We start from the raw sequence: 22,754 nt of genomic DNA on the forward strand, positions 1-22,754 counted from the left end.
TTGCTGGCAGCGCTGTTATTAAGGTTTCCTGTGAAGCGGCACACCGATACGCTGTAATTGCTCAACAAAGACAGACGGTGCGTCACGATCGTAGAGCAACCAGACCCGGTGTTTCGCACGGGTGAGTGCCACATAAAGTAAACGCCGTTCTTCCGCATCAGCAAAAGGCTCTGGCCGGGGCAACAAGACCTGCTCCAGCAAACTTTCACGCGGTAAGGCAGGGAAACCTTCTTTGCCTTCGTTTAACCCCACAATCACCACATAGTCAGCCTGTTGCCCCTTGCTGGCATGAATCGTCATAAACTCAATAACCAGGTTTGGCCACCTCACACTCGCTTTATCCAGCATGGCTGGCCGCAAATGGTGATAGCGCGCCAGCACAAGAATACGCTCATCAGGCGTGACGTAACTGCTGAGCTTATCAAACAACGCTTCCAACTGTGTTTCAGGCAGCAGCATGACCGCTTTTTTATCACCGGCACGCAGGCTGTTGAGGGGTTTCTTTAATTGATGCGGATTTTGCTGCACAAAGGTATTGGCAATCTCACCAATGCGACCATTAAAGCGGTAGGTTGTATCCAGCGCGCAGCGTTCACCGCGCCCAAAGTGATGCTCAAATGCGGTAGTCAGCGTCAGTTCCGCGCCACTGAAACGGTAAATCGCCTGCCAGTCATCACCGACAGCAAAAAGGCGGGTACGCAGATTTTGCCTGCGCAGCGCGGCCAACAGTTGCGCACGTTGGGGTGAAATATCCTGAAACTCATCGACCAGAATATGCTTCCAGGGGCTGATAAAGCGCCCTTTATCCAGTAGATTCACCGCCTGGTGTATCAGGCCGGAGAAGTCTACCGCGCCTTCCTCTTTCAATGCGGCTTTCCATGCTTTAAGCAAAGGGGCCATCAAGCGCAAACCACGCTGCAATCGTGGGCGCTGCTCATCATCCGCCAGCACCAGCATCTCATTTTGGCTCCCGCCCTGCATGCGCATAAGTCCGAGCCAGCGATCCAAACGACCGCTCAAGCGCGCAGCCAGACGCGGATCAAGCCAGAACTCGCCGTCAGGCACATCCCACGCCATCTCCTCGCTCAGCCACTCCCGCCATCCTTTGGCTTGCGCTTTCTTTTCCGCGCACTGCTGCTGCCAGGTTTTAATCAGCAACGCATGTCGTAGCGCGCCATTGCTTTCCAATTGGCTGATAGACGGCGCTTTACGCGTAGCATGTTGAATAATATGCAGTGCCAGCGCATGGAAGGTTTTGGCCTGTACAGCGTCCGTGTGCAAGCACGCCTGAATACGTTCGTTCATCTCCTGCGCGGCTTTGCGGCCAAAGGCAAGTAACAGAATTTGTTCCGGCATCGCTTCGTTGCGGTGCAGCAACCAGGCAGCGCGCGCCACCAGTACGGACGTTTTTCCACTGCCAGCACCGGCCAGCACCAATACGGAATCTTCACCGTTGATGACGGCGCGACACTGCGAAACATTAAGCGGAGTCGTTTCAACGCCGTCAAAAAATGCCTGCTCTGAGGAGAGCGTTTTTTCCATCCAGGTGTGATTACAGGCGGTTCTGCACGATTCGCCCTCAGCGAGCCACTGCTGACAAAGCGTGTAGCGGTCACAACAGTTCACAAACTCCGTCAGCCTGGCGACAGGCAGCGGCAAGGACGCGAGCGTTGCACGAATATCTGTCTGTAACGCCGCCAGCGCCTGACGTGAAACCCACCCGTGCTGGTTCAGCATTTGCTCGATATCAGTGACTTGGTGCTGCAACGCGTCGGCGCACACCGCGCTCATGTCGTCACTCCACTGCCGCCACATTTTCATCAGGTAGCGGTAAAACTGCTGGGTTTCCTGCCATTCGGTGCCATGCAGTCGTACCACCTGGTTTTCTGGCAGCACAAACTCCAACTCCCCCCAAACCAGACCACGCTTGCATTGAATATCCAGCAATTGGTTAAAGGGAATGACATACTCGTGTTTCTCACCGCTCACCTGAACGCCCGCATTGAGCAGCTTCACCCGATTATAGGGGTGCTGTGCCAGATGTTTGCCTAAAGAGGTTGCTTTCAGTTCCATTTTCGTTACGCCATGAAAAAAACGGCTTTTCGGTAGTTTACCTGCGACACAGACCCCTTCTCCAGTGTTAAAACACGTTAAGATATCCCTGCGCTTGATGTAATATTCTTTCTGGTGACATCATACGCGATGTGTGCTGAAGCAATGCCATCAGATGTCTGTATTTTGTAATAATAGATGCCCTATTTACGAGACCTTCGCTACGCCTGACATCATGGAGCAATAATGCGCGCCGTATTGAACATTCTTAATTTTGTGCTGGGCGGATTTTTCACTACGCTGGCCTGGTTTATTGCAACGCTAATTAGCATCGTTCTGATTTTCACATTGCCACTGACCCGGTCATGCTGGGAAATCACCAAGCTATCGCTGTTCCCCTACGGCAATGAGGCCGTTCACATCGATGAGGTAGAGCCTGAGCGTAAAAATGCCGTATTAAGTGCGGGCGGGACAGTCCTCAATGTCTTCTGGTTTATTCTTTTTGGATGGTGGCTGTGTATATCGCACATTGCCAGCGGCATTGCGCAATGCCTAACAATTATCGGTATTCCTGTCGGTATCGCCAACTTCAAACTGGCGGTCATCGCACTGTGGCCTGTAGGTCGTCGTGTGGTTTCCATTGAAGAGGCGCAGGCGATACGTGAAAGAAACGCACGCCGTCGCTATCGCTAACCGTCGGTAAGGAACAGACGTTGTTGACTTTCATTTCAGGATTCCGGCGTTACCTATACAATAGCGGTTGGTTGTACAACGCGCGTATTTTTATAGCCCTGGCTGGCGCAGCATTGCTGCCCTGGTGGATGGGCCAACCCACCACCACCATTCCGTTAACGCTCGGCGTGGTGGCCGCTGCGCTGACCGATCTCGACGATCGTCTTACCGGCAGATTACGCAATCTGTTTATAACGCTGCTCTGTTTCTTTATCGCATCAGTCTCTATAGAACTGCTTTTTCCTTACCCGTGGTTATTCGGCGTCGGACTGGCCTTTTCAACGGCTGGTTTTATCCTGCTCGGTGCATTGGGTCAACGCTACGCCACTATTGCTTTTGGCGCTCTGCTGATTGCCATTTACACTATGCTGGGCGTGTCCCTGTATGACAATTGGTATCAACAGCCGCTTTTGCTGCTCGCGGGTGCGTTATGGTACAACCTGCTGACGTTGCTGGGGCATGTTGTCTTTCCCATTCGTCCTTTGCAGGACAGTCTGGCGCGATGCTTTGAGCAGATTTCCCACTATCTGGATGCCAAAGCGACACTGTTTGATCCCGATATTGATGATTCGACCGATAACCCATTGATCGATGTGGCACTGGTTAACAGTGATGTGGTGGCAACGCTCAATCAAGCCAAAGCCTCTTTATTAACCCGGCTACGCGGCGATCGCGGACAGCGGGGCACCCGCCGCACGCTGCACTACTATTTTGCAGCACAAGATATTCACGAACGCGCCAGTTCCTCGCACGTGCAATACGCTCAGTTACGTGAAACCTTTCGCCACAGTGATATTCTTTTTCGTTTTCAACGTTTACTGACGATGCAGGCACGCGCCTGTCGCCAATTGGCGCAATCCATTCTGTTACAGCAAAAATATCAGCACGATGGGCGTATTGAGCGGGCGTTTGTTTATCTGGATGCTGCACTGCACGCTTTTTTTACCAAAGAGGGGGCAAATACAGCCCAAGGAAAAGCGCTACGCCATCTGCTGAATAACCTGCGCGCCATTGATGCTCAGCTAATGAATATTGAATCAGAGCAATGGCTCGAATCGCAACAGCAGATGGAAGAAAGTCTGGCTGATGACGGGTTGACGGGCTGGAGCGATATTCGGCTACGCATTGGCCGTCATCTTACCCCCCGTTCAGCACTGTTCCGCCACGCGATCCGCATGTCCGCCCTGCTCTGCGGAGGTTATGCGCTTATTCAACTGACACACATGCAGCACGGCTATTGGATTTTGCTCACCAGCCTGTTTGTATGCCAGCCAAACTACAATGCGACGCGACGGCGGTTGGCCTTGCGTATCATCGGGACGTTAGCGGGCATCCTGATTGGAATACCGGTACTCTATTTTGTTCCTTCGCTTGAAGGGCAACTCACGCTGATTGTTATCAGCGGCGTGCTGTTCTTTGCCTTTCGCAACGTACAATATGCCCATGCCACCCTGTTTATTACCCTATTGGTTTTACTCTGCTTTAACTTACTGGGTGAGGGTTTCGAAGTGGCAGGGCCACGCATTCTGGATACGTTGATTGGATGTGCCATTGCCTGGGCTGCCGTCAGTTTTATCTGGCCGGACTGGCGTTTTCGCGGTTTACCTGCGGTTATCGATAAAACCATCAACGCCAACTGCCGTTATCTGGATGCTATTCTTGAACAATATCATCAAGGTAAAAGCAACAGTTTGCGCTACCGTATCGCGCGCCGCGATGCGCACAACAGCGATGCAGAGTTGGCCTCTGTCGTCGCAAACATGTCTTCTGAACCTCATGCCATCAGAAACACGCTCGATGATGCGTTTCGCTTTATGTGCCTTAACCACACGCTATTGAGCTATATTTCAACGCTCGGTGCCCACCGAGAAAAGCTGGTAATACCGCAGACGCTGCAACTGCTCGATGATGCCATTTGCTATATTGATGCAGCACTGCATCATCCTGACATTGACGTACAAGCGCAGCGAGAGGCGTTGTTGACACGTCAACAGCAGGTACAGCAGCTTGCCCCCGATCCCGACAGTAAGGAGCAACTGGTCTTGCAGCAAATCGGTCTGATCATCGATGTCTTGCCGGAACTGACGCTGTTGAAAGGAACTATCCGCTGAAAGGAGCTATCCGTCGAAGGGGACTGTCTGGTGAAGTACGCACTGAAAAAATTGTGCAGAGAAGATGCGAAGCGTAAAAACATGTAGCGCGGTATCATTGCCTTGAAGATACCGCGCACGTTGGCGTTTTAGGTTTTAGGCAACGGTGCTGAATGGTGTTTATACCATTCAATCAGCTCGTTTCTGACCCCTTTTGGCAAAGCGGCTTGATGCGTTCTGCAAATCGCGCCCGCCAACGCCAGTAAAATATTCACACTGGCATGTTTACTGACCGCTTTTAACTTCAAGTAGCTCTCCTTTGCACCATGTTGTTGCAGCTCGTCAGCATTTTTTATTCCCGCCTTCCATAACATCCGCTCAAGATCGTGATTCAGATTGGGCAAATCCTTCAACCGTGTGCAATGCTCACGCTCTGATTTATCCTGCTCTGCGCCCTCAAGCGACATTTTGGCCAATTTCAGCAGTTGAGTCGGTTCCTCCCATAAGACCTCCCCCACCAGATAGTAACTCAACGGTACGGGCATGCCCCGTTTGGTATAAACCAGATGCGGCATATTCAGTGCAAGGAAATGTGGCTCACAGCGCTTGTTCGCACGTAAATAAAGCTCTCCGTTGGAGATAAGGCCAAAGATCGTTTTATTTGCCGCGATGCTATAACCGCCAAATTGAGAACGGGTGGTTATTTCTCCCAATGAGGAGAAAGAAACTTTTGATTGCAAAATCCTTTTTTTGCATAACTGATTCATACAACACCCTTTAGTATTGAAAATCAATCCTCTGTCTGTATATGTGTTCTTAACGTGTTAAAGTAATTAATCACAAGGTTGGTAAGGCTTCAAACACAAAATGTGATCTCTGCCCACTGCCATGCCAATTATGCGAAGCGCTTCCAAAAAAAGCAGGTTGATTTTCATCCATAGTCGATATACTGTATACACATACAGTATATCGACTATGGATGAAACCCATCATGCGTGCGCACTCTATTCGTTCAGAACGTCATCAGCCGGCCTCACTGCATAGTGCCCCATTGCCACGGCACACGGTTGCAGGATACGGCAGCGGTATCATCAGCGAAATCGACTACAGTGTTGAGCACCCAATGACAACGCTTCTGTTACTGCCACTTTTGCAACAATTAGCCGCGCAATCGCGCTGGTTGCTGTGGCTGGCCCCCCAACAAAAAATCAGCCGCCACTGGTTACAGCAATCGGGTTTACCCTTAGATAAAGTGATTCAACCTTATCACCTCAGCCCTAATGAAACTGTAGATGCCATGGAAAAAGCGCTGTTAACGGGGAATTACAGCGTTGTCTTATGCTGGCTTGAGCACAATTTGACGGAAGAAGAAAGTATGCGTTTGAGGCAAGCTGCTCAAAAAGGAAACGCCTACGGATTTATCATGAGACCACAGTGCATAAGCAGAGAAGAGGATGGACTATTTTCTCGCCTAAAAATTCACTCAACGCTGTACCATTAAGTAAATTAAGAGTTTTCTCATCTGAGTATTGTCATACCGGTTTGTTTTACGCCAAAACCACGGATATGCAGGTGTGATGCGTGTCAACCATTACGGATAAACGTTGTGATTCGCCAAAATAAACTATTATTTGTTAGGAAGTATGTATGAAACGCTGTTTTTTCTACAAGGCAGATCATATCGTACTTGTAACTTTCGTATCACGTTGTAGACTTTAACGCGCTGGAGTTGCTCTTTGCATAATGCCAGTTGGCTGGCAGTTAGTTATAAATTAAGAGCAGTGGCTTCAGTCAAGGATTTAACCAAAGGCCTATTGGCATTAATGCTAATTGCCGGTTTGGATGATAATGAGGCGTAAAATGAAAAAAACAGCTATCGCAATTGCAGTGGCACTGGCTGGCTTTGCTACAGTCGCACAAGCAGCCCCCAAAGAAGAAACCTGGTACGTTGGCGGTAAACTGGGTGTATCCCAGTTCCATGACACCGGTTTCTACGGTAATGGTTTTGAAAGTCTTAACAACAACCCGATCAAAAGCAAACTGGGCGCAGGCGCATTCGTCGGCTATCAGGCAAACCAATATCTGGGCTTTGAATTAGGTTATGACTGGCTGGGCCGTTTGAAATATTCAGGTTCTGCGACCAGCGCAACTGACAGTGCCGCTTTCAAAGCTCAGGGCGTTCAGTTGGCTGCTAAATTAAGCTACCCGGTAATGCAAGATCTGGACGTTTATACTCGTCTGGGCGGCATGGTATGGCGCGTTGATGCTAATGGCACAGTTAACCCGAATCAGTTGAGCGACAGCGACACTGGCGTATCCCCGCTGGCTGCTGTCGGTATCGAATATGCTTTCGATCGTGACTGGGCTGCACGCGTTGACTACCAGTGGACCAACAATATTGGCGATGCAGGCACCGTTGGTGCACGTCCTGATAACCTGTTGATGAGCGTTGGCGTTTCCTACCGTTTCGGTCAGGGTGATGCTCCGGCACCAGTTGTTGCTGCTCCGGCACCTGTTGCAGCACCAGCACCGGTTGTAGAAACCAAGCGTTTCACACTGCGTTCTGACGTTCTGTTCAACTTCAATAAAGACACCCTGAAACCAGAAGGTCGTCAGTCTCTGGACCAACTGTACAGCCAACTGAGCAATCTGGATCCTAAAGACGGTTCTGTTGTTGTTCTGGGCTTCACTGACCGCATCGGTTCTGTAGAAGCTAACCAGGCGCTGTCAGAACGTCGTGCGCAGAACGTCGTGTCTTACCTGGTATCCAAAGGTATCCCGGCGAACAAGATCTCTGCTCGTGGCATGGGTAAATCCAACCCGGTTACCGGTTCTACCTGCGATAACACCAAACCGCGTGCAGCGCTGATCGATTGCCTGGCACCGGATCGTCGTGTTGAGATCGAAGTTAAAGGCATCAAAGACGTTGTTTCTCAGCCTCAGGCTTAAGTTACTCGTTTCTGAATAACCTTGTACTGATAAAAAAACCTCGCGATTGCGAGGTTTTTTTTCTTCATTTTTGAACAGGTCTTTTTTATCCGTTCTTTTTTGTGTCGCTGTTATCTTGAGACAAGATCGCTTTCAGATCCTGTTTTAGCAATGACATTTGATTCGCATAGCGCTCTTTGGACTCAGCATCTTCTATCAATTGCACAACGGTTTCCGACAAAGTCGAATTGCGACGGGTTGCCAATGCCGCTAGCCGTTGCCACACCAGATATTCAAGATCGATAGATTTTTTACGCGTGAGCTGGCTTTCGGCATTGAAATGGCGCTTGCGACGTGCACGTATCGTTTGCTTAAGGCGATTTTCCAAGGCAGGGTTCATGCACTGTTTAATCCAAGCAAGCACCAACACCGGTTGGTTCGCCATTTTTAGCAACGCGTCTACCGCATCATCAGCCGCACTTTGCTCAATGAAGCGTGTGATGGCTTCACCTTCCCGGTGCTTTTTCACCAGATATTTCCATTTCCAACCGCACTCAAGATTCTCTAACTGTTGATATTTCATGATAAATTCTTCAGTGACCGTGTAACGCTTACCTTAGCATAACAGTTTTTAGTCAACTTTCCTCTCAGGGCTCGCGTTTTTGCCATCAACGTCAAGCGGTGGCGTCATCACACATCAATTATCTATTTCCATAACGTTCCAACACTTCGTCTGTGCAGCGGGTATTATTCTTGTATAATCACGCTCTTCATTCCGACAACTACCTTTGATACTTTGACCAGTAACCAACTTGCATGGCAGCATCTGCTGCCCGACCACACGCCTTACCAGTCTCTGTTCGATCGGGCAGACAAGCTTGAACCGCTGGATTTTGCTGCGCTTCAGCCCCGACTGGCTGATAGCCTGAAGGTATTTTGCCATCCGCGATCGCCGTCGCCCTATATGTTGGTGAAGGCCGAAGAGACCCACGATTACCTCGCGCTCATTACAGGGGCAGTAAGGCATTTGTGCCCACCGATCTCAGCCCCACGCGGTAGCCGTTATCGCATTGAGCACGATCGGGTTGAGATTGAACCGGCGCAGCAACGTGATGATAATTTTGCGGCCCAGCAGTCATGCGAATTCCAGGCATGGATCGAAGCAGAACAGTTATTCGGCTGTGTCCGTTATTTTCAGGAACGCATTAGCCTGCAACCCGGCTTATTACACCGTATCAATGGTGGTACGTTGATCCTGACCGCACGAACGTTGTTAGCACAGCCATTGTTGTGGTTACGCCTGAAGCAGATTATTGCAGAAGGCCTGTATCATTGGCTTTCACCTGATGAAAGGCGTCCTTTACTTCTCGCTATTCCGCCGATGCCGATGAACATTCGGTTGATTGTGGTCGGCGACCGCGAGAGCCTTGGCGATCTGCACGATATTGAACCTGACTTGCGTGACCTGGCGGTTTACGGCGAATTTGAATCCGAATTGCCGCTGATTGACGAAGATGACATGTCACGCTGGTGTGCATACATTAATGCGCTATGCACCGCCAATCATCTTCCTGCGCTTGCGGTGGATGCCTGGCCTTCACTGCTGCAATTAGCCGTGCGTTACAGCGGCGATCAGGGCAGCCTGCCGCTTTGCCCACAATGGCTTACACATCAGCTCAAGCACATTGCCATTTACGCTCAGGAAGCGCATATCACCGCTCAAACCATCACGGAGGCAATCGCCGCCCAACGCTGGCGAGAAGGCTACCTGGCAGAGCGTATGCATGACGAAATTGAGCTGGGACAGATAGTGATTGAAACCGAGGGGGAAGTTGTTGGTCAAATTAATGGACTCTCGGTACTCGAATACCCCGGTCATCCAGTGACATTTGGTGAGCCCACACGCATTAGCTGTGTGGTTCACCCTGGTGATGGTGAATTTACAGATGTCGATCGCAAAGCAGAACTGGCCGGCAATTTACACGCCAAGGGCATGATGATCATGCAGGCATTTCTGATTTCCGAGTTGGAGCTTGAACAACAGTTGCCCTTCTCTGCATCGCTGGTGTTTGAGCAGTCCTACAGTGAAGTTGATGGTGACAGTGCGTCGCTGGCGGAATTGTGCGCATTAATCAGCGCCTTGTCACTGCAACCCATAAATCAACAGCTCGCGATCACCGGTTCTGTCGATCAATTTGGCCGCGTGCAACCCATTGGTGGCGTCAACGAGAAGATTGAAGGCTTCTTCGAAATTTGTCAGCGTCGAGAACTCACCGGCAATCAGGGTGTCATTATTCCAGCGGCTAATCTTCGTCACTTGAGTCTGAATGCCGATGTGGTAGAGGCCGTTCGTGCCGGACAATTCCATATCATTCCCGTGGAAACGGTGCCGGAAGCCATCACGTTATTAACGAATATGCTCTATGACGATGAACAGCAGCCCAATCTGTTGGGCTTGATCAAAGAGCGTATTGCACAATTCTCACCGCCGGAGCGACGCCGCTTCCCGTGGTTTTTTCGGTGAGAAACTGGTTTAACCAGACGTTTCTGGGTTGCTCAGCTTACAGGTGTAAGCTAACCTGCGTGCTTCACTAGAATAAGGCTTACTGAGAATATGGTAGATAAACGCGAATCTTATACGAAAGAAGACCTTCTTGCCTCTAGCCGTGGTGAACTGTTCGGCCCTGAAGGCCCACAGTTGCCTGCCCCAAACATGTTGATGATGGATCGTGTCGTCAAAATGACGGAAGACGGTGGCAATCACGGCAAAGGCTACGTTGAAGCCGAATTGGATATTACTCCCGACCTGTGGTTCTTTGGTTGCCACTTTATCGGCGATCCGGTGATGCCTGGTTGCCTGGGACTGGATGCCATGTGGCAGTTGGTCGGGTTCTATCTCGGCTGGCTGGGCGGTGAAGGTAAAGGCCGTGCGCTGGGCGTGGGTGAAGTGAAATTCACTGGGCAGGTCTTGCCGACGGCTAAAAAAGTCACCTACCGTATTCACTTCAAGCGCGTTATCAATCGCCGTTTGGTGATGGGCATTGCCGATGGTGAAGTGTTGGTTGATGGAAAGCAGATCTACACAGCTAACGAATTAAAAGTGGGCCTGTTCAAAGACACTACCGCGTTCTAATCGCAACATGTGGACGGGTTTCCCCACCGTCCACACCTTCCTCGCTCAGCTACAATGCGGCTCGCTTTATCTGCACTTCATGACCAATCGACTCGCACACGTCTGCCGGGATTTTCAGTTCCTGCGCGAGGGCATTAAGGTAACTTTTCTCCATAAAGTGGTCGACATCTATTACCGCACAGCTTAAGAAGTAGACCTCCAACGCTTCTTCTTCATTCTTAACCCCATTAGCTAACCGTGCGGGATCTAGCGGTTGGTCGATAGCGTCTTGTATCCAGGTTTCAGCTTCTGCGCCCAGTTGAAGTTCATGGACGTTCTCTTTTATGCGTTGCTGCTCTGTAGCATCGATATGCCCATCGCTCTTGGCCGCAAAAACCAATGCCATGATCAAACGACGGGCACGCACGTTGTCACTGGATGACTGCGCGCCGAAGTCGGCATCCTCGACGTGGGTATCACGCACCCGCTTTTTGTATTGGTTCCACAGCATAACGCCAGCCGCAGCGCTTCCACCGATGATCAAGGCATTTTTACCCAGTGACCCCAGCATCTTTCTTGTAGATTTGTTCGACAGCAACACCCCCGCCAACCCACCAAACGCTGCAGGTTTTAGCATATCCCCCAGATTGCCACTTTTAGCGCTGCTCGCTGCCGAGCCCGTTTTTGCTCCCGCAGCCCCCAGGAGTGTTTGTATCTGTTGCATCCATTGACTCATTGCCGTCTCCCCGATGTCGGTATCATTATCATCTGCGCTCGTCAGGCGAGCGGTACCTGTATCTATGCATAGTAGAGCCTCTTGTGCTGGTTGTTTGTCAGGTAATGTATAACAATGAAAATGTGGCACAGGCCCGGTTTTGCCACTGGAAAGGCAATTCTGCGCTGGGATGATTTGCGCTTTATTTTTGACAAGGTATACTGCACCCATAGAAATGAAATAGTGTTTTAGTATTTTTAGTTGTCCGTCACAATAAAGGAACGAACATGAAAATTGCATTGATTAACGAGAACAGCCAGGCTGCCAAGAACGCTATCATTGCCGAAGCGCTGACTAAAGCCGTTGCACCGCAAGGTCACACCGTATACAACTACGGTCAGTACGCCGTTGATGACGCTGCACAACTGACCTACATCCAGAACGGTATTCTGGCAGCTATCCTGCTGAACTCTGGTGCTGCTGATTTCGTGGTAACCGGTTGCGGTACCGGCCAGGGGGCGATGCTGGCCTGTAACTCTTTCCCGGGTGTGATCTGTGGTCTGGTTGTTGACCCGTCCGATGCCTACCTGTTCTCCCAGATCAACAACGGTAACGCCGTTTCTCTGCCGTATGCCAAAGGCTTCGGCTGGGGCGCTGAGCTGAACCTGGAAAACCTGTTCACTCAACGGTTCAAAGAAGAAGGTGGCCGTGGCTACCCGAGCGACCGCGTTGTTCCGCAACAGCGTAACAAGAAGATCCTGGACGCAGTGAAAGAAGTTACCTATAACGATCTGATCTCCATCCTGAAAGGCTTGGATCAGGATCTGGTTAAAGGTGCTATTTCTGGTGCTAAATTCCAGGAATACTTCTTTGCCAACAGCAAAGATGCAGAACTGACCAGCTTTATCAAATCGCTGCTGGCATAATTCCCCTAAAGGGAAAATTGCGGTACCGGTTTATCAACCGCAGGTGGAAACACCTGCGGTTTTTTTATGCACCAGCCAGTGCTTTTACATGTCGACCGCCGTGTTATCACATTCTATCCAGCCCATTTCCCCTTAGGCGTTCACTGTGTAATCAGATGCGTGAAATCCATAAAATTCTGCTTGACCGAAAGCAGCCGACTCCCTATAGTACCGCCCCGTTGCCCTTGAACGGTAACCCCCGGTGAGGTGTCTGAGTGGCTGAAGGAGCACGCCTGGAAAGTGTGTATACGTGAAAGCGTATCGAGGGTTCGAACCCCTCTCTCACCGCCATATAAAAGAACGCCCCTGAGCAATCAGGGGCGTTTTTGCTTTTAGCGTACAGCCAGATTCTTATTACCCCGGCTGAAAGCGCTGATACAAATGTATCCCCAACAGCATGGTTGCCAGACTTACCGTCATTGCCACCGTTGCCATCGCCATTCCCTGCCCTACAGACCCTTGCTCAAACTGTCGCCAGATAAAGATCGCAGTGGTTTGCACCCCTGCCGGAGCCAAAAGTAATGAGGTCACCAACTCACGAACGGCTACGGCAAACACCAGTAACATCGCCGCCAGCACGCTGGGGAAGACCAGCGGTGCCACCACATAGCGCAATGCCCTCAGCGTCGAGGCACCGTGAACGCGTGCAGCAGCTTCCAGGTTAGGGCCAAGTTGGCGTAATGCCGCACTCACATAGCGGATGGGATAAGGCAACAGCAAGCAACTGTACGCCAACAGGAGAATCACCCAGGTGTTGTAGGGCGTAACCGGCCAAAAGCTTCGGTTCCATGCCAATATCAGCCCCACACCGACCACAATGCCAGGAAGCGCCACAGGCAACAGAGAGAGGCCATCCAATAGCGCTGCACCGCGAACGCGTCTCACCGTTACCAGCCAGGCAACCAATGTGCCGACAATCCCTGTCAGTAGCGCAGTGCCACTTGCCAACCCTATGCTGCTTGAGAGCGCACTCAACGCTTGATTCTCACCACTCAGCACGGCACTGAAATGCCGGAGCGTCACATTGTCTGCCGATAACCCACCGGATAGCGTGCCGGAAAAGGCGGTTGCCAGCATAGCGCTCACGGGAATGCCTACCGCAATCAGCGCCACGCAAGAGAACAGCGCCACGATAGGCAACGTCCAGCGGCCCGGATTGCGAATCACAATCGTCGCAGGCTTCCCAGTAATGGTGCCCACGTCTTTTGCCGCCGTGAGTGCGCGCTGAACCGTATAGGCCGTCAATGCCAATGCAACCAACAGCAACGACAATACGGCTGCGCCGGAAAGATCAATGGGCCAATCAGCAAGGCGCTGCTCAATACCGGTGGTCAATGCCTGGATTCCCCGCATGCGGTCCAATCGCGGCTGGCACACCGTACTCCTCGATTGCCAGCGCAAACGCCAGCAGACAACTGGCTGCAATCGCCGGTAATGCCAGCGGTAAGGTAATACGAAAAAATGCCGCCCACGGACCCGCGCCATGTACCCGAGCAACATCCGCAAGGCGCCCACCGTGACTCGCCATACTGCGCGAGACGGCAAAGTAGACGACAGGGAAAATATTCAACGCCATCACTATCGCCATGCCCGGCAATGAGAACAGCAGCGTATTAAACTTGAACGAGAAAATCTGTTCCAGATAGCCGCGCGTTTGCAAGGCAAGCATCCACGACAGCGCCGAAATATATGGAGGGATCAAAAAGGGAATTAAAAATAACAAATCCCACACCCGAGCACAGGGAATATGGAACAACCCGCGCAAAGTGCCTAGCGTTACTCCTAATAAGCCACTCAGCAACGCCACACCGATACCAATGCCGAAAGTATTTGAGAGCAAGGGACCAATACGCGGATCCTGCGCCACGGCAACAAATGCGCTCAACGGCTCACGCATCGAGCCTTCATCCAGCCCAGGGAAAACGGCTTGCAGCACCACAAAGATAACGGGAACCCCCACCAGCACGAAAAGTATTGCCACCGTCACCAGTGGCAATAATGCAAAACCTCTCATGTTTTACTCCTGCGCCAGCGTTGCGCTGGCGCTGTTGATCCTTAACGTTGCCCGAACTGGCTCGCAAACCGCGCCAGAATAGCGTTTCGTGAAGTGCTGGCGGCATCGCCTTCTGGGAGTAACGTCAGGGATTTAAACAGAGGGCGTTTGGCATCAATATCCTGACGCGCAGGCATCAACCAGGCCTCTGCAACCGCCTCCTGCCCCGCAGGTGAAAGCACATAATCGACAAACGCTTTTGCTTGGTCCTGATGCTGACTGCTTTTCAGAATCATCATCGGACGCGGTGCAATCGCCGTGCCGCTGGTGGGGAAAATCACTTTGATCGACTCCCCCTGCTCAACGCTGTTATAGGCCACGTAATCCACTGCACCAAACACGGCAGCCTTGGCCCCTTGCAGCACCGGTGTCAACGCTTGCGCGTTAGGACCCGCCACGATCATGCCGTTATTCTTCAAGGCATCAAACAGCTTCCAAGCGTTCTCGCCTTGCGCATTTTGTAAACCGATAATCAGGTCTAGCGAAGCCCCTGACAGTGCCGGATCGGGGGTTGTCACCTTATCTTTGAATGCAAGCTGTGCCAAATCCTGCCAATCTTTCGGCTCTGGAGTGCCACTCTTGCTGTTCCACACAATGCCCAATGCAGAAATGCCCTGAGCAACGTAATAAGGGGTTTTAAACGGTGCAGGCACCTGGGCTGCATTTTTACTTTCATAGGGCAGTAACCAGCCACGCTGCTGCAAATCCGTTGCGGTATCCCATGAGGCAGAGATCAACACATCAGCACGTGGGTTTGCTTGTTCAGCATCAAGCCTGGCCATGACTTTGCCAGTGGTGGCTTGAAAAATATCGACTTTAACGCCAGTTTCCTTTTCAAACCCAGCAGCCAGCTTACTGCTCAACGATCCTGGCCCTGCGGTATACACCGTCAATGCCAGCGCACTGCTGCTTGCCATGACCAAAGAAAGCGCCATACCTGTGAATACTCCTGATGTTAACGTTTTACTGAGATAAACTGTGCTGCTGTTTATTGTGTTCATGTTCATCGTATAACTCCCCTACTCTGCATTTAAGGTGGAAACGGAGACCAGTTGACCCGCGGATAAGGTCGCAATCGCATCCGCCATGGTGTTCGCCTCTTCGCGGTCGTGCGTGACATACACCGCTGTCGTGCCTAGCTGACGAAGTAACACCGACATCTCTTTACTGAGCGACTCGCGGAGATCGCGAGCAAGATTGGAAAGCGGTTCATCGAACAGCAGGATTCGTGGCTCGGCCACGACGGCACGCGCCAAAGCGACGCGCTGTTGTTGCCCGCCCGACAACGCAGCGGGATAGCGATCGGCCAAGGTATCCAGCCCAACACGCTCCAAAGCGGCATCCGTTTTCTCTTTACGGCGCGCCGCGTTTAGTCCGCGCATCTTCAACGGAAAGGCAACGTTCTCACGCACCGTCATATGCGGCCATAACGCATAATCCTGAAACACCATGCCTAAATCACGTTGCTCCGGCGGTGCGCTAAAACGCGCCTCAGCGACCCGAACGCCAGCGAAGTCAATGTTGCCATCCGTCGGTTGCAGCAGCCCTGCCAGCAGTTTGAGCAGCGTGCTTTTGCCACAACCGGATGGGCCTAACAACGCAAGCACCGTCCCGGCAGGTACGTGCAGATCGATGTCACGCAGAATCGGTTGCTGCGCAATGTGGAAACAAAGGCCGCTAACCGTGATATCAACCGAGCGGTTCATCGCTCTGCTCCGCGTGATACACGATAGAGATGTGGTGCAACCCGGCATTGCCATGACGGCAACGCGAGATAACGCAGTGGGGAGAACAGGCGTGTAAAAACCGCCTGCCAATAAAGCAGGAAAGACATAAACATACGGGCATCCTCTTTGGGACTTTATATCGGAATCCGTAGGGTAAGAAAGCAATGCGACGGCGTGATGACAGAAAAAAGACGCTGGCGTTTCAGACGCACAGGTCTATCAACGTAGGAGCGGAGGACCGCACAGCAAGAGAGGAAACGCTGCCGTCAGCGTAAGCCACTACGTGACGGCAGGATATATCAGTTATAGGCGAACAGCGTGCGCTGGCACAATGACGAGCGAACGCAATCCGATGCGCGGAACGAAACAATGCCAATCATGTCATCGTCCTGAAAACGATCCAATGCATCCTGCAAACCGGATTTCACCCCAACGGGCAAATCACATTGCGTAATATCCCCATTAACAATCACCGTGACATTTTCACCCAGACGGGTCAGAAACATCTTCATCTGATTTACCGTGACATTCTGTGCTTCATCAAGAATGACCACGGCATTTTCAAATGTACGCCCGCGCATATAGGCAAACGGCGCGATTTCCACTTTTCCAATCTCCGGGCGTAAACAGTATTGCAAGAACGATGCGCCAAGGCGTCGCTGCAATACGTCATATACCGGGCGGAAATAGGGAGCAAACTTATCAGTAATGTCACCAGGTAAAAAACCAAGATCCTCATCAGCCTGTAATACCGGCCGGGTAACAATTATCCTTTCAACCTCTTTATGAATCAGCGCTTCAGCCGCTTTGGCCGCACTGAGAAACGTTTTGCCACACCCCGCCTCACCGGTGGCAAAGATTAACTGTTTATTTTCTATTGCAGACAAGTAATGCTCCTGGGCGATGGTACGCGCGGCAATCGGTGACGTATCGCGATTTTCTCGCGCCATACCGATAGCTTCAATTACCCCCATCTGAACCAGAGAAGTGACCGATTCTTCTTCACGCTGACGATGACTGCGTGAATCACGACGAATAACGCGTTTAGCTTCACGACGCGCTTTGATCACTGCTTTTTGTCTTCCCATAGTGGCACCTTACAGTTTGTTTCACTTACCGCACATAACCACTGTGCGTGACGTTTCACTCACAAACGAGGTTGGCTTCCTTATTAAGCCGATACTGGAGACATGAGTAGCGCACCGCCAATAACCGCGGCGGACGATAATATCGTCCCAAAAGAGGGGCGCATGGGTGAAAAAACGATGAAGCAGGAGAGAAGAATAAAGACAAGATAGGCTGCGGGAGAAATTCACACGGGGAGTTAGCCCCTCACCTCCCTTTATCAACCATCGCGTTTGATGACGGCGACAGCAGAGGTGATATTGAAAATGACATGTTCGAAGTTGCTCATTGGGTCCCCAAAAGGACATTACCATGTGCGTTCCTCACTGTGGCAACAACTATTCCCCGGAATAATGATTGACCGTATTAGAACTCCCGCTCATCACCCGGAAAAAATAACGTGGATTGATGTCAGTATGATGACATTGCAATAAAACGCCTGGCATTGGCAAGCATTTTTTACAGTTCCATAACATTTATCTATGACAAATAAATATAACCCTTTGCCGTTACAGACTTTTAGCGCTTCATTTTTTTTACGAACCCGATAGGCGTTTAGGCAGGGACACCGCCCTGCCCGCCTGACGCAGAGCAAGATGCCGGGCAGCATGGCGACTTACCCGGCATCGAGATGCGATCAATAAAGGCGTTGCCAGGAGAGATATTGGTCATATTTACGCAGCGCACTACGATACAACATGTGCTCTTTCTCGGGTAAATAGTCACCTAATCGTTGTTGCACACCGGTGGGGGAAAACGTCTCTGCTGGATGATTTTTCGCCAGAAGAATGTCATCCAACCGCCGCAGCCGGATAACATATTCGCGCATCGTGCTGTGGCGCACATCCGTTTGGTCGATCAGATACTGGGTGAAATCCTTGATCTTGAAATAACGGGCATGTGTGTTACAAAAAACTTCGCTACAAAAACGACACACCGGAATAAGTTCATCTTGCAGCGACAGCCATACATCCTCTTCAATTAAGCGATCGAAATCACCCAGGCTTTTTTTATTAATAAGCTGATTGCGAAATACCAGTGATACGCGATCGAGGGGTTTCCTGCAATTTGAGCAATGGGTTTGCTTGTGTTTGAAGTCTTTCAGATAGCGGCTAAGAAGCTGTTTTTTTCGCGGTGTAGATAACATGAATCCATTCCATGAGAGTGGATATCCTTTTTACGCAGACCAACGTGCAACGGCGACATTACCTGCCAATGACGCTGCAAGACACGCTTATACGTAAAGCCTGATATCCTTTGATAACACTATTCCTGCACGCAGTGGTTACTGTTCCTGCATAAGCTTCGCGCGCAGTCGCTTTATCGCCTGGCTATGCAACTGGCTGACACGAGATTCACCCACATCAAGAACGGCCCCTATTTCTTTCAGGTTGAGTTCTTCCTGGTAATAGAGCGTCAGAACCAATTTCTCACGCTCTGGCAAATTCTCGATAGCGTCCATCACGCGATGGCGTAAACTGCCTTCCATCAGCTGATGTAGCGGATTCGCTTCTTCATTGCCTTCCAGAAGCGCTTCAGCACTGTCGCCGTGTTCTTCACGCCATTCATCATAAGAAAACAGCTGGCTATTATTAGTATCCAGCAGTATCTGACGATAATCTTCCAGCGTGATGTTCAACGATTGCGCCACTTCTTGCTCCGAGGGCGCACGGCCAAGTTGCTGTTCCGCCTGTTGCATCGCCTGTGCCACTTCCCGCGCATTACGCCGCACACTGCGCGGCACCCAATCCCGGCTGCGTAACTCATCCAACATCGCGCCTCGGATGCGCTGCACGGCATAGGTGGTAAAGGCGGTTCCCTGCAACGAGTCGAAGCGTTCAACAGCACTCAGCAGGCCAATGCCTCCTGCTTGCAGCAGATCGTCCAACTCAACGCTCGCGGGAAGGCGAACCTGTAAACGCAAGGCTTCATGGCGCACTAAAGGAACATAGCGCTGCCACAGGGAATTTTTATCCATTGTGCCTTCGGCGGTATACAGATCGCTCACAGTGACAAATACCTACGATGATAATGTTATCGACACTATTATGCGTTTGCGTAGAGTGTCCAATGCTGCGAATAGGGGTGTAAAAGGGGGGCTATTTGGGGTATGTGATGGCGGAGACACGCTAGCACAGTCATCATGGCTGTCAAAATTACCGCAAAGGTAACCACGTTTTGCTCTTAGGCTCGCATACAGCAGCATTAGCGTGCAGATCGTTAAGATTTTTACACATATGCAAAAGTTACTACGGAAATTTCTTTATCGCGGCGGCATCCTCCACGATGAACCTTAGCGTCTAATGTTCTAAACTCACCAGAGATTGATACTGCCTACAATATACTATAGTATCCTAATATATTTACGTGCCCGGAATGCGGTGGACGATGATATCAGTTTGCATGATAGTGAAAGACGAAGCGTTGAGTTTGCACCGCTCCCTGAAAGAAATTTCAAAATATTTTGACGATATTGTTGTCGTCGATACTGGGTCGACCGATGATTCGAAAAATATTGCCAAACGTTTCACTGGCAAAGTTTATGACTTCGAGTGGATAGCTGACTTCTCCGCTGCCAGAAATTATTCACTACAATTTGCAAAATATGATTGGGTTTTAGCTATTGATGCTGATGAAGTGATTAATCACTTTGATGTAACAACGTTTTCAAATCTTATAAAGATGTATCCGACCCAAGTCGGAACTGTTGAGATTGCCAGCATCACTGATGATGAAGTTTCTGGAGAAGCCGAATTAATTCATGAGCACATAAGCCGAGTCTTCAACAGGCAATATTATGAGTTTTTTGGCACTATTCATGAACAGATATGCAAAAAAAATACGGGTGAAGCGCCGGATGGCCGATTTACGACTCCATTAGCACTAATGCACAGTGGTTACACGAACGAAGTTTTAGCAAATAAGAATAAAATAGCTAGAAATATTTCATTATTGCAAGGAGCTATCGATAAAACACGTGAGGACGCCTATCTGCACTATCAGCTAGGGAAAAGCTATTACTTAGGAAAAGATTACGAACGAGCAGCTGAAAGTTTTAAAACATCACTGCGTCTACAAAAAGACATACATAATGATTATAATCTAGTTCTGATCGAATGCTACGGATACTGTTTAATCAACACTGCGCAATATGAAAAAGCATTAGATATCTTGCAATACGAAGCGTTCTGCTCTTCAACTGATTATATGTTTTTGAAAGCATTAATACTAATGAATAACGCAGATTTCCAGGGTGCTGTCGATACATTTCAGTTATGCATAAGGATGGGGCCAGGTCGGAAACAAGGGGTTGGGACGTTTAAAGCCAATTATAATATTGCAGTTATACTTGAATGTGTTGGTATGAAAGTAGAAGCTCTCGATTATTACCAGCGATGCGGAGATTATAAGTTAGCGCTTGAGGGGATAAATAGAATCAAATCGTAAAGTATGTTAGTTAGAGTGAGCTGATTCTAATAAGCCACTAAGAGTAGTTTTATTCATTGTATCGAAAAATATAAATAGTGACAATAAGCTATCTTTATGTTGAGAGTAATTCCGCCAAAGCCTATTTTTAACAGAATGTTGATTTGCGAGCATATTTATTTTCCTCACAACATATTTAAGAAAATTTCGAATTCTTTTCACTGATTGATATTCAGTCAAATCATTAAAGAATTAGAAGCACCTAGCGTCATACTTGTTTAATCAAGATTCAATATTTTCACTTTTAAAAATTTTCGACAAAAATATTGGAATTTCGTTTAACTCATAAAAAAAATATATTCTGTATTCGTTTAGTCATATTAATAAGTCTCATGATTTAATTATACTCCCCCTATTATTTTAGCATCAAATATATTAAATTCTTACCATTGAACACAACTAGCTACTATCCTAACGACTATAATAACTCTACATTTTGAAAAGATGTTCAAGTTAGGTTTAATGTCCATATCATCACGATTGAAATCATCAACTGCGTGTGTATCCAAAATGCCTATAAAACATTGAGACGTATATCAAACCACCCTAAATCAGGTTTCAGTGCATGCAAACTCCAAATTTCATAGCAATGCATGACAGTGGAATTTGGCTTAAACAACCAGAGAATATCATAGATTGTTTATGGTGATATGAATGCCATCAGCAGTGTAACATCTTGAATAAGTCTTTGAATAAATATTAGTATAGTACGCCAGCATCAAAAGCATTGACCTATCTAACGAGCTCGAACCAGTGAATTACGCCCTGTTCAGTGGTAACGGTCGAGATACCACCGGCTGGCTCCAGCCCAAATTACTCCGCCAAATAGCCATAATTTTAATAGTTTTTTGTTGACATAAAAATCGGTTTGTGCGATGCAAGTCAGAATCTTCAAACATCTTCTTCAATTACTACTCTTACGAAATATTTTTTACCATTCTCGTCTCTAAAATATGCATTTTTTAAGTTTTCGTGTGTAGTCGCTCGTAATATGTTTAAATGCTCACCGAGCGTAGCAACAGAATTTAAATTTAATTTGCACAAATTGTTGAACTCTCTTATGCCATTATAATTACAATTTCGCTCAGGTTTTGTAGTATTAAAAACACCTTCTATAAGGTTAAAAACATTTTCACGAATCAAATCTTTTTCGACAGAGATTATTTTTCTATAAACATCAAAAGAAGTATCTGATATTTTTACCTCAACAGCTCTTTGTGAAATTATTTCACCATGATCAACTTCCGAGTCCATCAAATGAATAGTTGAGCCGACAGGGTAACCATTTATTATGGAAAAAACCTGAGGATACCAACCACGATTATATGGATTAAGTCCTGGATGAAAATTAATGCAACACATATTATCAACAAGTCGCTTAGGGAATATTTGTTTGCAGTGTAAGCTGAAAACCAAATCATAGAATTCTAAAATTTTATTTACTGTTTCCTCATCTTTAACGTTAATTTTTTTTGCTCCGATATCGTTCATCGGTTGGGGATTAAGATTGAATGATGTGTAGCAAAAGTCAACTTTTAAAGGATGGCTAAAAATATTTCTTTCAAGCTCAGCTTTCAAAAAAGGGAAAGTTCCTGATTTTCAGAAATAACGAGTAATCTCTGTATTGGTCGTTTCATATGATATTTATATGTATCTTTCTGTGTATAACCCATTAGCATTATCTCTAATCATAGTGAAAATTATATTCTAAGTTCGTTATACTGATGAAATACGTTTTTATCTTTCTATGGGATCTTTTCTCAAGGTCG

The 22,754-nt window shown here is 48.9% G+C and carries 18 protein-coding genes, 1 tRNA gene and 1 pseudogene; 9 read left to right on the forward strand and 11 right to left on the reverse strand.

What is annotated here, in order from left to right; translation table 11 throughout:
• Nucleotides 1–18 precede the first annotated feature (18 nt).
• Nucleotides 19–2,073: a DNA helicase IV gene (gene helD, locus K6K13_RS12990; protein WP_222157407.1), complete on the reverse strand. Its 2,055-nt coding sequence runs from the start codon at nt 2,071–2,073 to the stop codon at nt 19–21.
• Between the two features lie 225 nt (nt 2,074–2,298).
• Here helD and K6K13_RS12995 point away from each other — a divergent pair, with 225 nt between their 5' ends.
• On the forward strand, nt 2,299–2,745 hold the full coding sequence (locus tag K6K13_RS12995) for a YccF domain-containing protein (RefSeq protein ID WP_196908619.1): 447 nt from the start codon (nt 2,299–2,301) through the stop codon (nt 2,743–2,745).
• Nucleotides 2,746–2,765: 20 nt separating this feature from the next.
• Nucleotides 2,766–4,895, forward strand: coding sequence for a YccS family putative transporter (gene yccS, locus K6K13_RS13000; protein ID WP_222157408.1), 2,130 nt, complete (start codon nt 2,766–2,768; stop codon nt 4,893–4,895).
• Between the two features lie 128 nt (nt 4,896–5,023).
• On the opposite strand, the gene K6K13_RS13005 is transcribed toward yccS, so the two are convergent.
• Nucleotides 5,024–5,641 (reverse strand): TfoX/Sxy family DNA transformation protein, encoded by a 618-nt coding sequence (locus K6K13_RS13005; protein ID WP_222157409.1) that lies wholly within the window; start codon nt 5,639–5,641, stop codon nt 5,024–5,026.
• A gap of 224 nt (nt 5,642–5,865) precedes the next feature.
• Between K6K13_RS13005 and sulA the strand changes: the two genes are divergently transcribed.
• Both sulA and ompA read left to right on the forward strand, forming a co-directional pair.
• Entirely contained in the window at nt 5,866–6,375 is a 510-nt protein-coding gene (gene sulA, locus K6K13_RS13010) for an SOS-induced cell division inhibitor SulA (RefSeq protein ID WP_222157410.1), read from the forward strand.
• A 359-nt stretch (nt 6,376–6,734) separates the two neighbouring features.
• Nucleotides 6,735–7,823, forward strand: a complete 1,089-nt coding sequence (gene ompA / locus K6K13_RS13015) for a porin OmpA (protein WP_222157411.1) — start codon at nt 6,735–6,737, stop codon at nt 7,821–7,823.
• A gap of 85 nt (nt 7,824–7,908) precedes the next feature.
• Here the strand turns inward: ompA and matP are convergent, their stop codons facing one another.
• A complete protein-coding gene (matP, locus tag K6K13_RS13020; RefSeq protein WP_222157412.1) occupies nt 7,909–8,385 on the reverse strand; it encodes a macrodomain Ter protein MatP in 477 nt (158 codons plus the stop codon).
• 213 nt (nt 8,386–8,598) lie between these two features.
• Here matP and K6K13_RS13025 point away from each other — a divergent pair, with 213 nt between their 5' ends.
• Entirely contained in the window at nt 8,599–10,326 is a 1,728-nt protein-coding gene (locus K6K13_RS13025; protein ID WP_222157413.1) for an AAA family ATPase, read from the forward strand.
• 90 nt (nt 10,327–10,416) lie between these two features.
• On the forward strand, nt 10,417–10,935 hold the full coding sequence (gene fabA, locus K6K13_RS13030) for a bifunctional 3-hydroxydecanoyl-ACP dehydratase/trans-2-decenoyl-ACP isomerase (RefSeq protein ID WP_222157414.1): 519 nt from the start codon (nt 10,417–10,419) through the stop codon (nt 10,933–10,935).
• A gap of 49 nt (nt 10,936–10,984) precedes the next feature.
• On the opposite strand, the gene K6K13_RS13035 is transcribed toward fabA, so the two are convergent.
• Nucleotides 10,985–11,650 carry a tellurite resistance TerB family protein gene (locus K6K13_RS13035; RefSeq protein ID WP_222157415.1) on the reverse strand — a complete coding sequence of 222 codons (666 nt, stop codon included), beginning with the start codon at nt 11,648–11,650 and terminating at the stop codon, nt 10,985–10,987.
• Nucleotides 11,651–11,916: 266 nt separating this feature from the next.
• Between K6K13_RS13035 and K6K13_RS13040 the strand changes: the two genes are divergently transcribed.
• Nucleotides 11,917–12,555 carry an RpiB/LacA/LacB family sugar-phosphate isomerase gene (locus K6K13_RS13040; protein WP_222157416.1) on the forward strand — a complete coding sequence of 213 codons (639 nt, stop codon included), beginning with the start codon at nt 11,917–11,919 and terminating at the stop codon, nt 12,553–12,555.
• A 240-nt stretch (nt 12,556–12,795) separates the two neighbouring features.
• Nucleotides 12,796–12,885 (forward strand) — tRNA-Ser (locus K6K13_RS13045).
• A gap of 63 nt (nt 12,886–12,948) precedes the next feature.
• Here K6K13_RS13045 and K6K13_RS13050 read toward each other — a convergent pair.
• The 6 genes and pseudogenes from K6K13_RS13050 to K6K13_RS13075 all read right to left on the reverse strand — a co-directional run bounded on the left by K6K13_RS13050 (nt 12,949) and on the right by K6K13_RS13075 (nt 19,507).
• A pseudogene (locus K6K13_RS13050) lies at nt 12,949–14,608 on the reverse strand (ABC transporter permease).
• Between the two features lie 41 nt (nt 14,609–14,649).
• Nucleotides 14,650–15,648 (reverse strand): ABC transporter substrate-binding protein, encoded by a 999-nt coding sequence (locus tag K6K13_RS13055; RefSeq protein ID WP_222161081.1) that lies wholly within the window; start codon nt 15,646–15,648, stop codon nt 14,650–14,652.
• Between the two features lie 18 nt (nt 15,649–15,666).
• On the reverse strand, nt 15,667–16,353 hold the full coding sequence (locus K6K13_RS13060; RefSeq protein WP_222157417.1) for an ABC transporter ATP-binding protein: 687 nt from the start codon (nt 16,351–16,353) through the stop codon (nt 15,667–15,669).
• 320 nt (nt 16,354–16,673) lie between these two features.
• Complete coding sequence (gene phoH / locus K6K13_RS13065; protein ID WP_222157418.1) at nt 16,674–17,462, reverse strand: phosphate starvation-inducible protein PhoH; 789 nt, start codon at nt 17,460–17,462, stop codon at nt 16,674–16,676.
• 674 nt (nt 17,463–18,136) lie between these two features.
• Entirely contained in the window at nt 18,137–18,646 is a 510-nt protein-coding gene (fliZ, locus tag K6K13_RS13070; protein ID WP_222157419.1) for a flagella biosynthesis regulatory protein FliZ, read from the reverse strand.
• 138 nt (nt 18,647–18,784) lie between these two features.
• Nucleotides 18,785–19,507, reverse strand: coding sequence for an RNA polymerase sigma factor FliA (locus K6K13_RS13075; RefSeq protein WP_222157420.1), 723 nt, complete (start codon nt 19,505–19,507; stop codon nt 18,785–18,787).
• 395 nt (nt 19,508–19,902) lie between these two features.
• Between K6K13_RS13075 and K6K13_RS13080 the strand changes: the two genes are divergently transcribed.
• A complete protein-coding gene (locus K6K13_RS13080) occupies nt 19,903–20,946 on the forward strand; it encodes a glycosyltransferase (RefSeq protein WP_252120278.1) in 1,044 nt (347 codons plus the stop codon).
• Between the two features lie 930 nt (nt 20,947–21,876).
• On the opposite strand, the gene K6K13_RS13085 is transcribed toward K6K13_RS13080, so the two are convergent.
• The gene (locus K6K13_RS13085) at nt 21,877–22,563 is read right to left on the reverse strand and encodes a dTDP-4-amino-4,6-dideoxyglucose formyltransferase (protein WP_252120279.1); all 687 of its coding nucleotides are present in this window, start codon (nt 22,561–22,563) and stop codon (nt 21,877–21,879) included.
• Nucleotides 22,564–22,754 lie beyond the last annotated feature (191 nt).

The organism is Symbiopectobacterium purcellii, from assembly GCF_019797845.1.
Taxonomy (GTDB): Bacteria; Pseudomonadota; Gammaproteobacteria; order Enterobacterales; family Enterobacteriaceae; genus Symbiopectobacterium; species Symbiopectobacterium purcellii.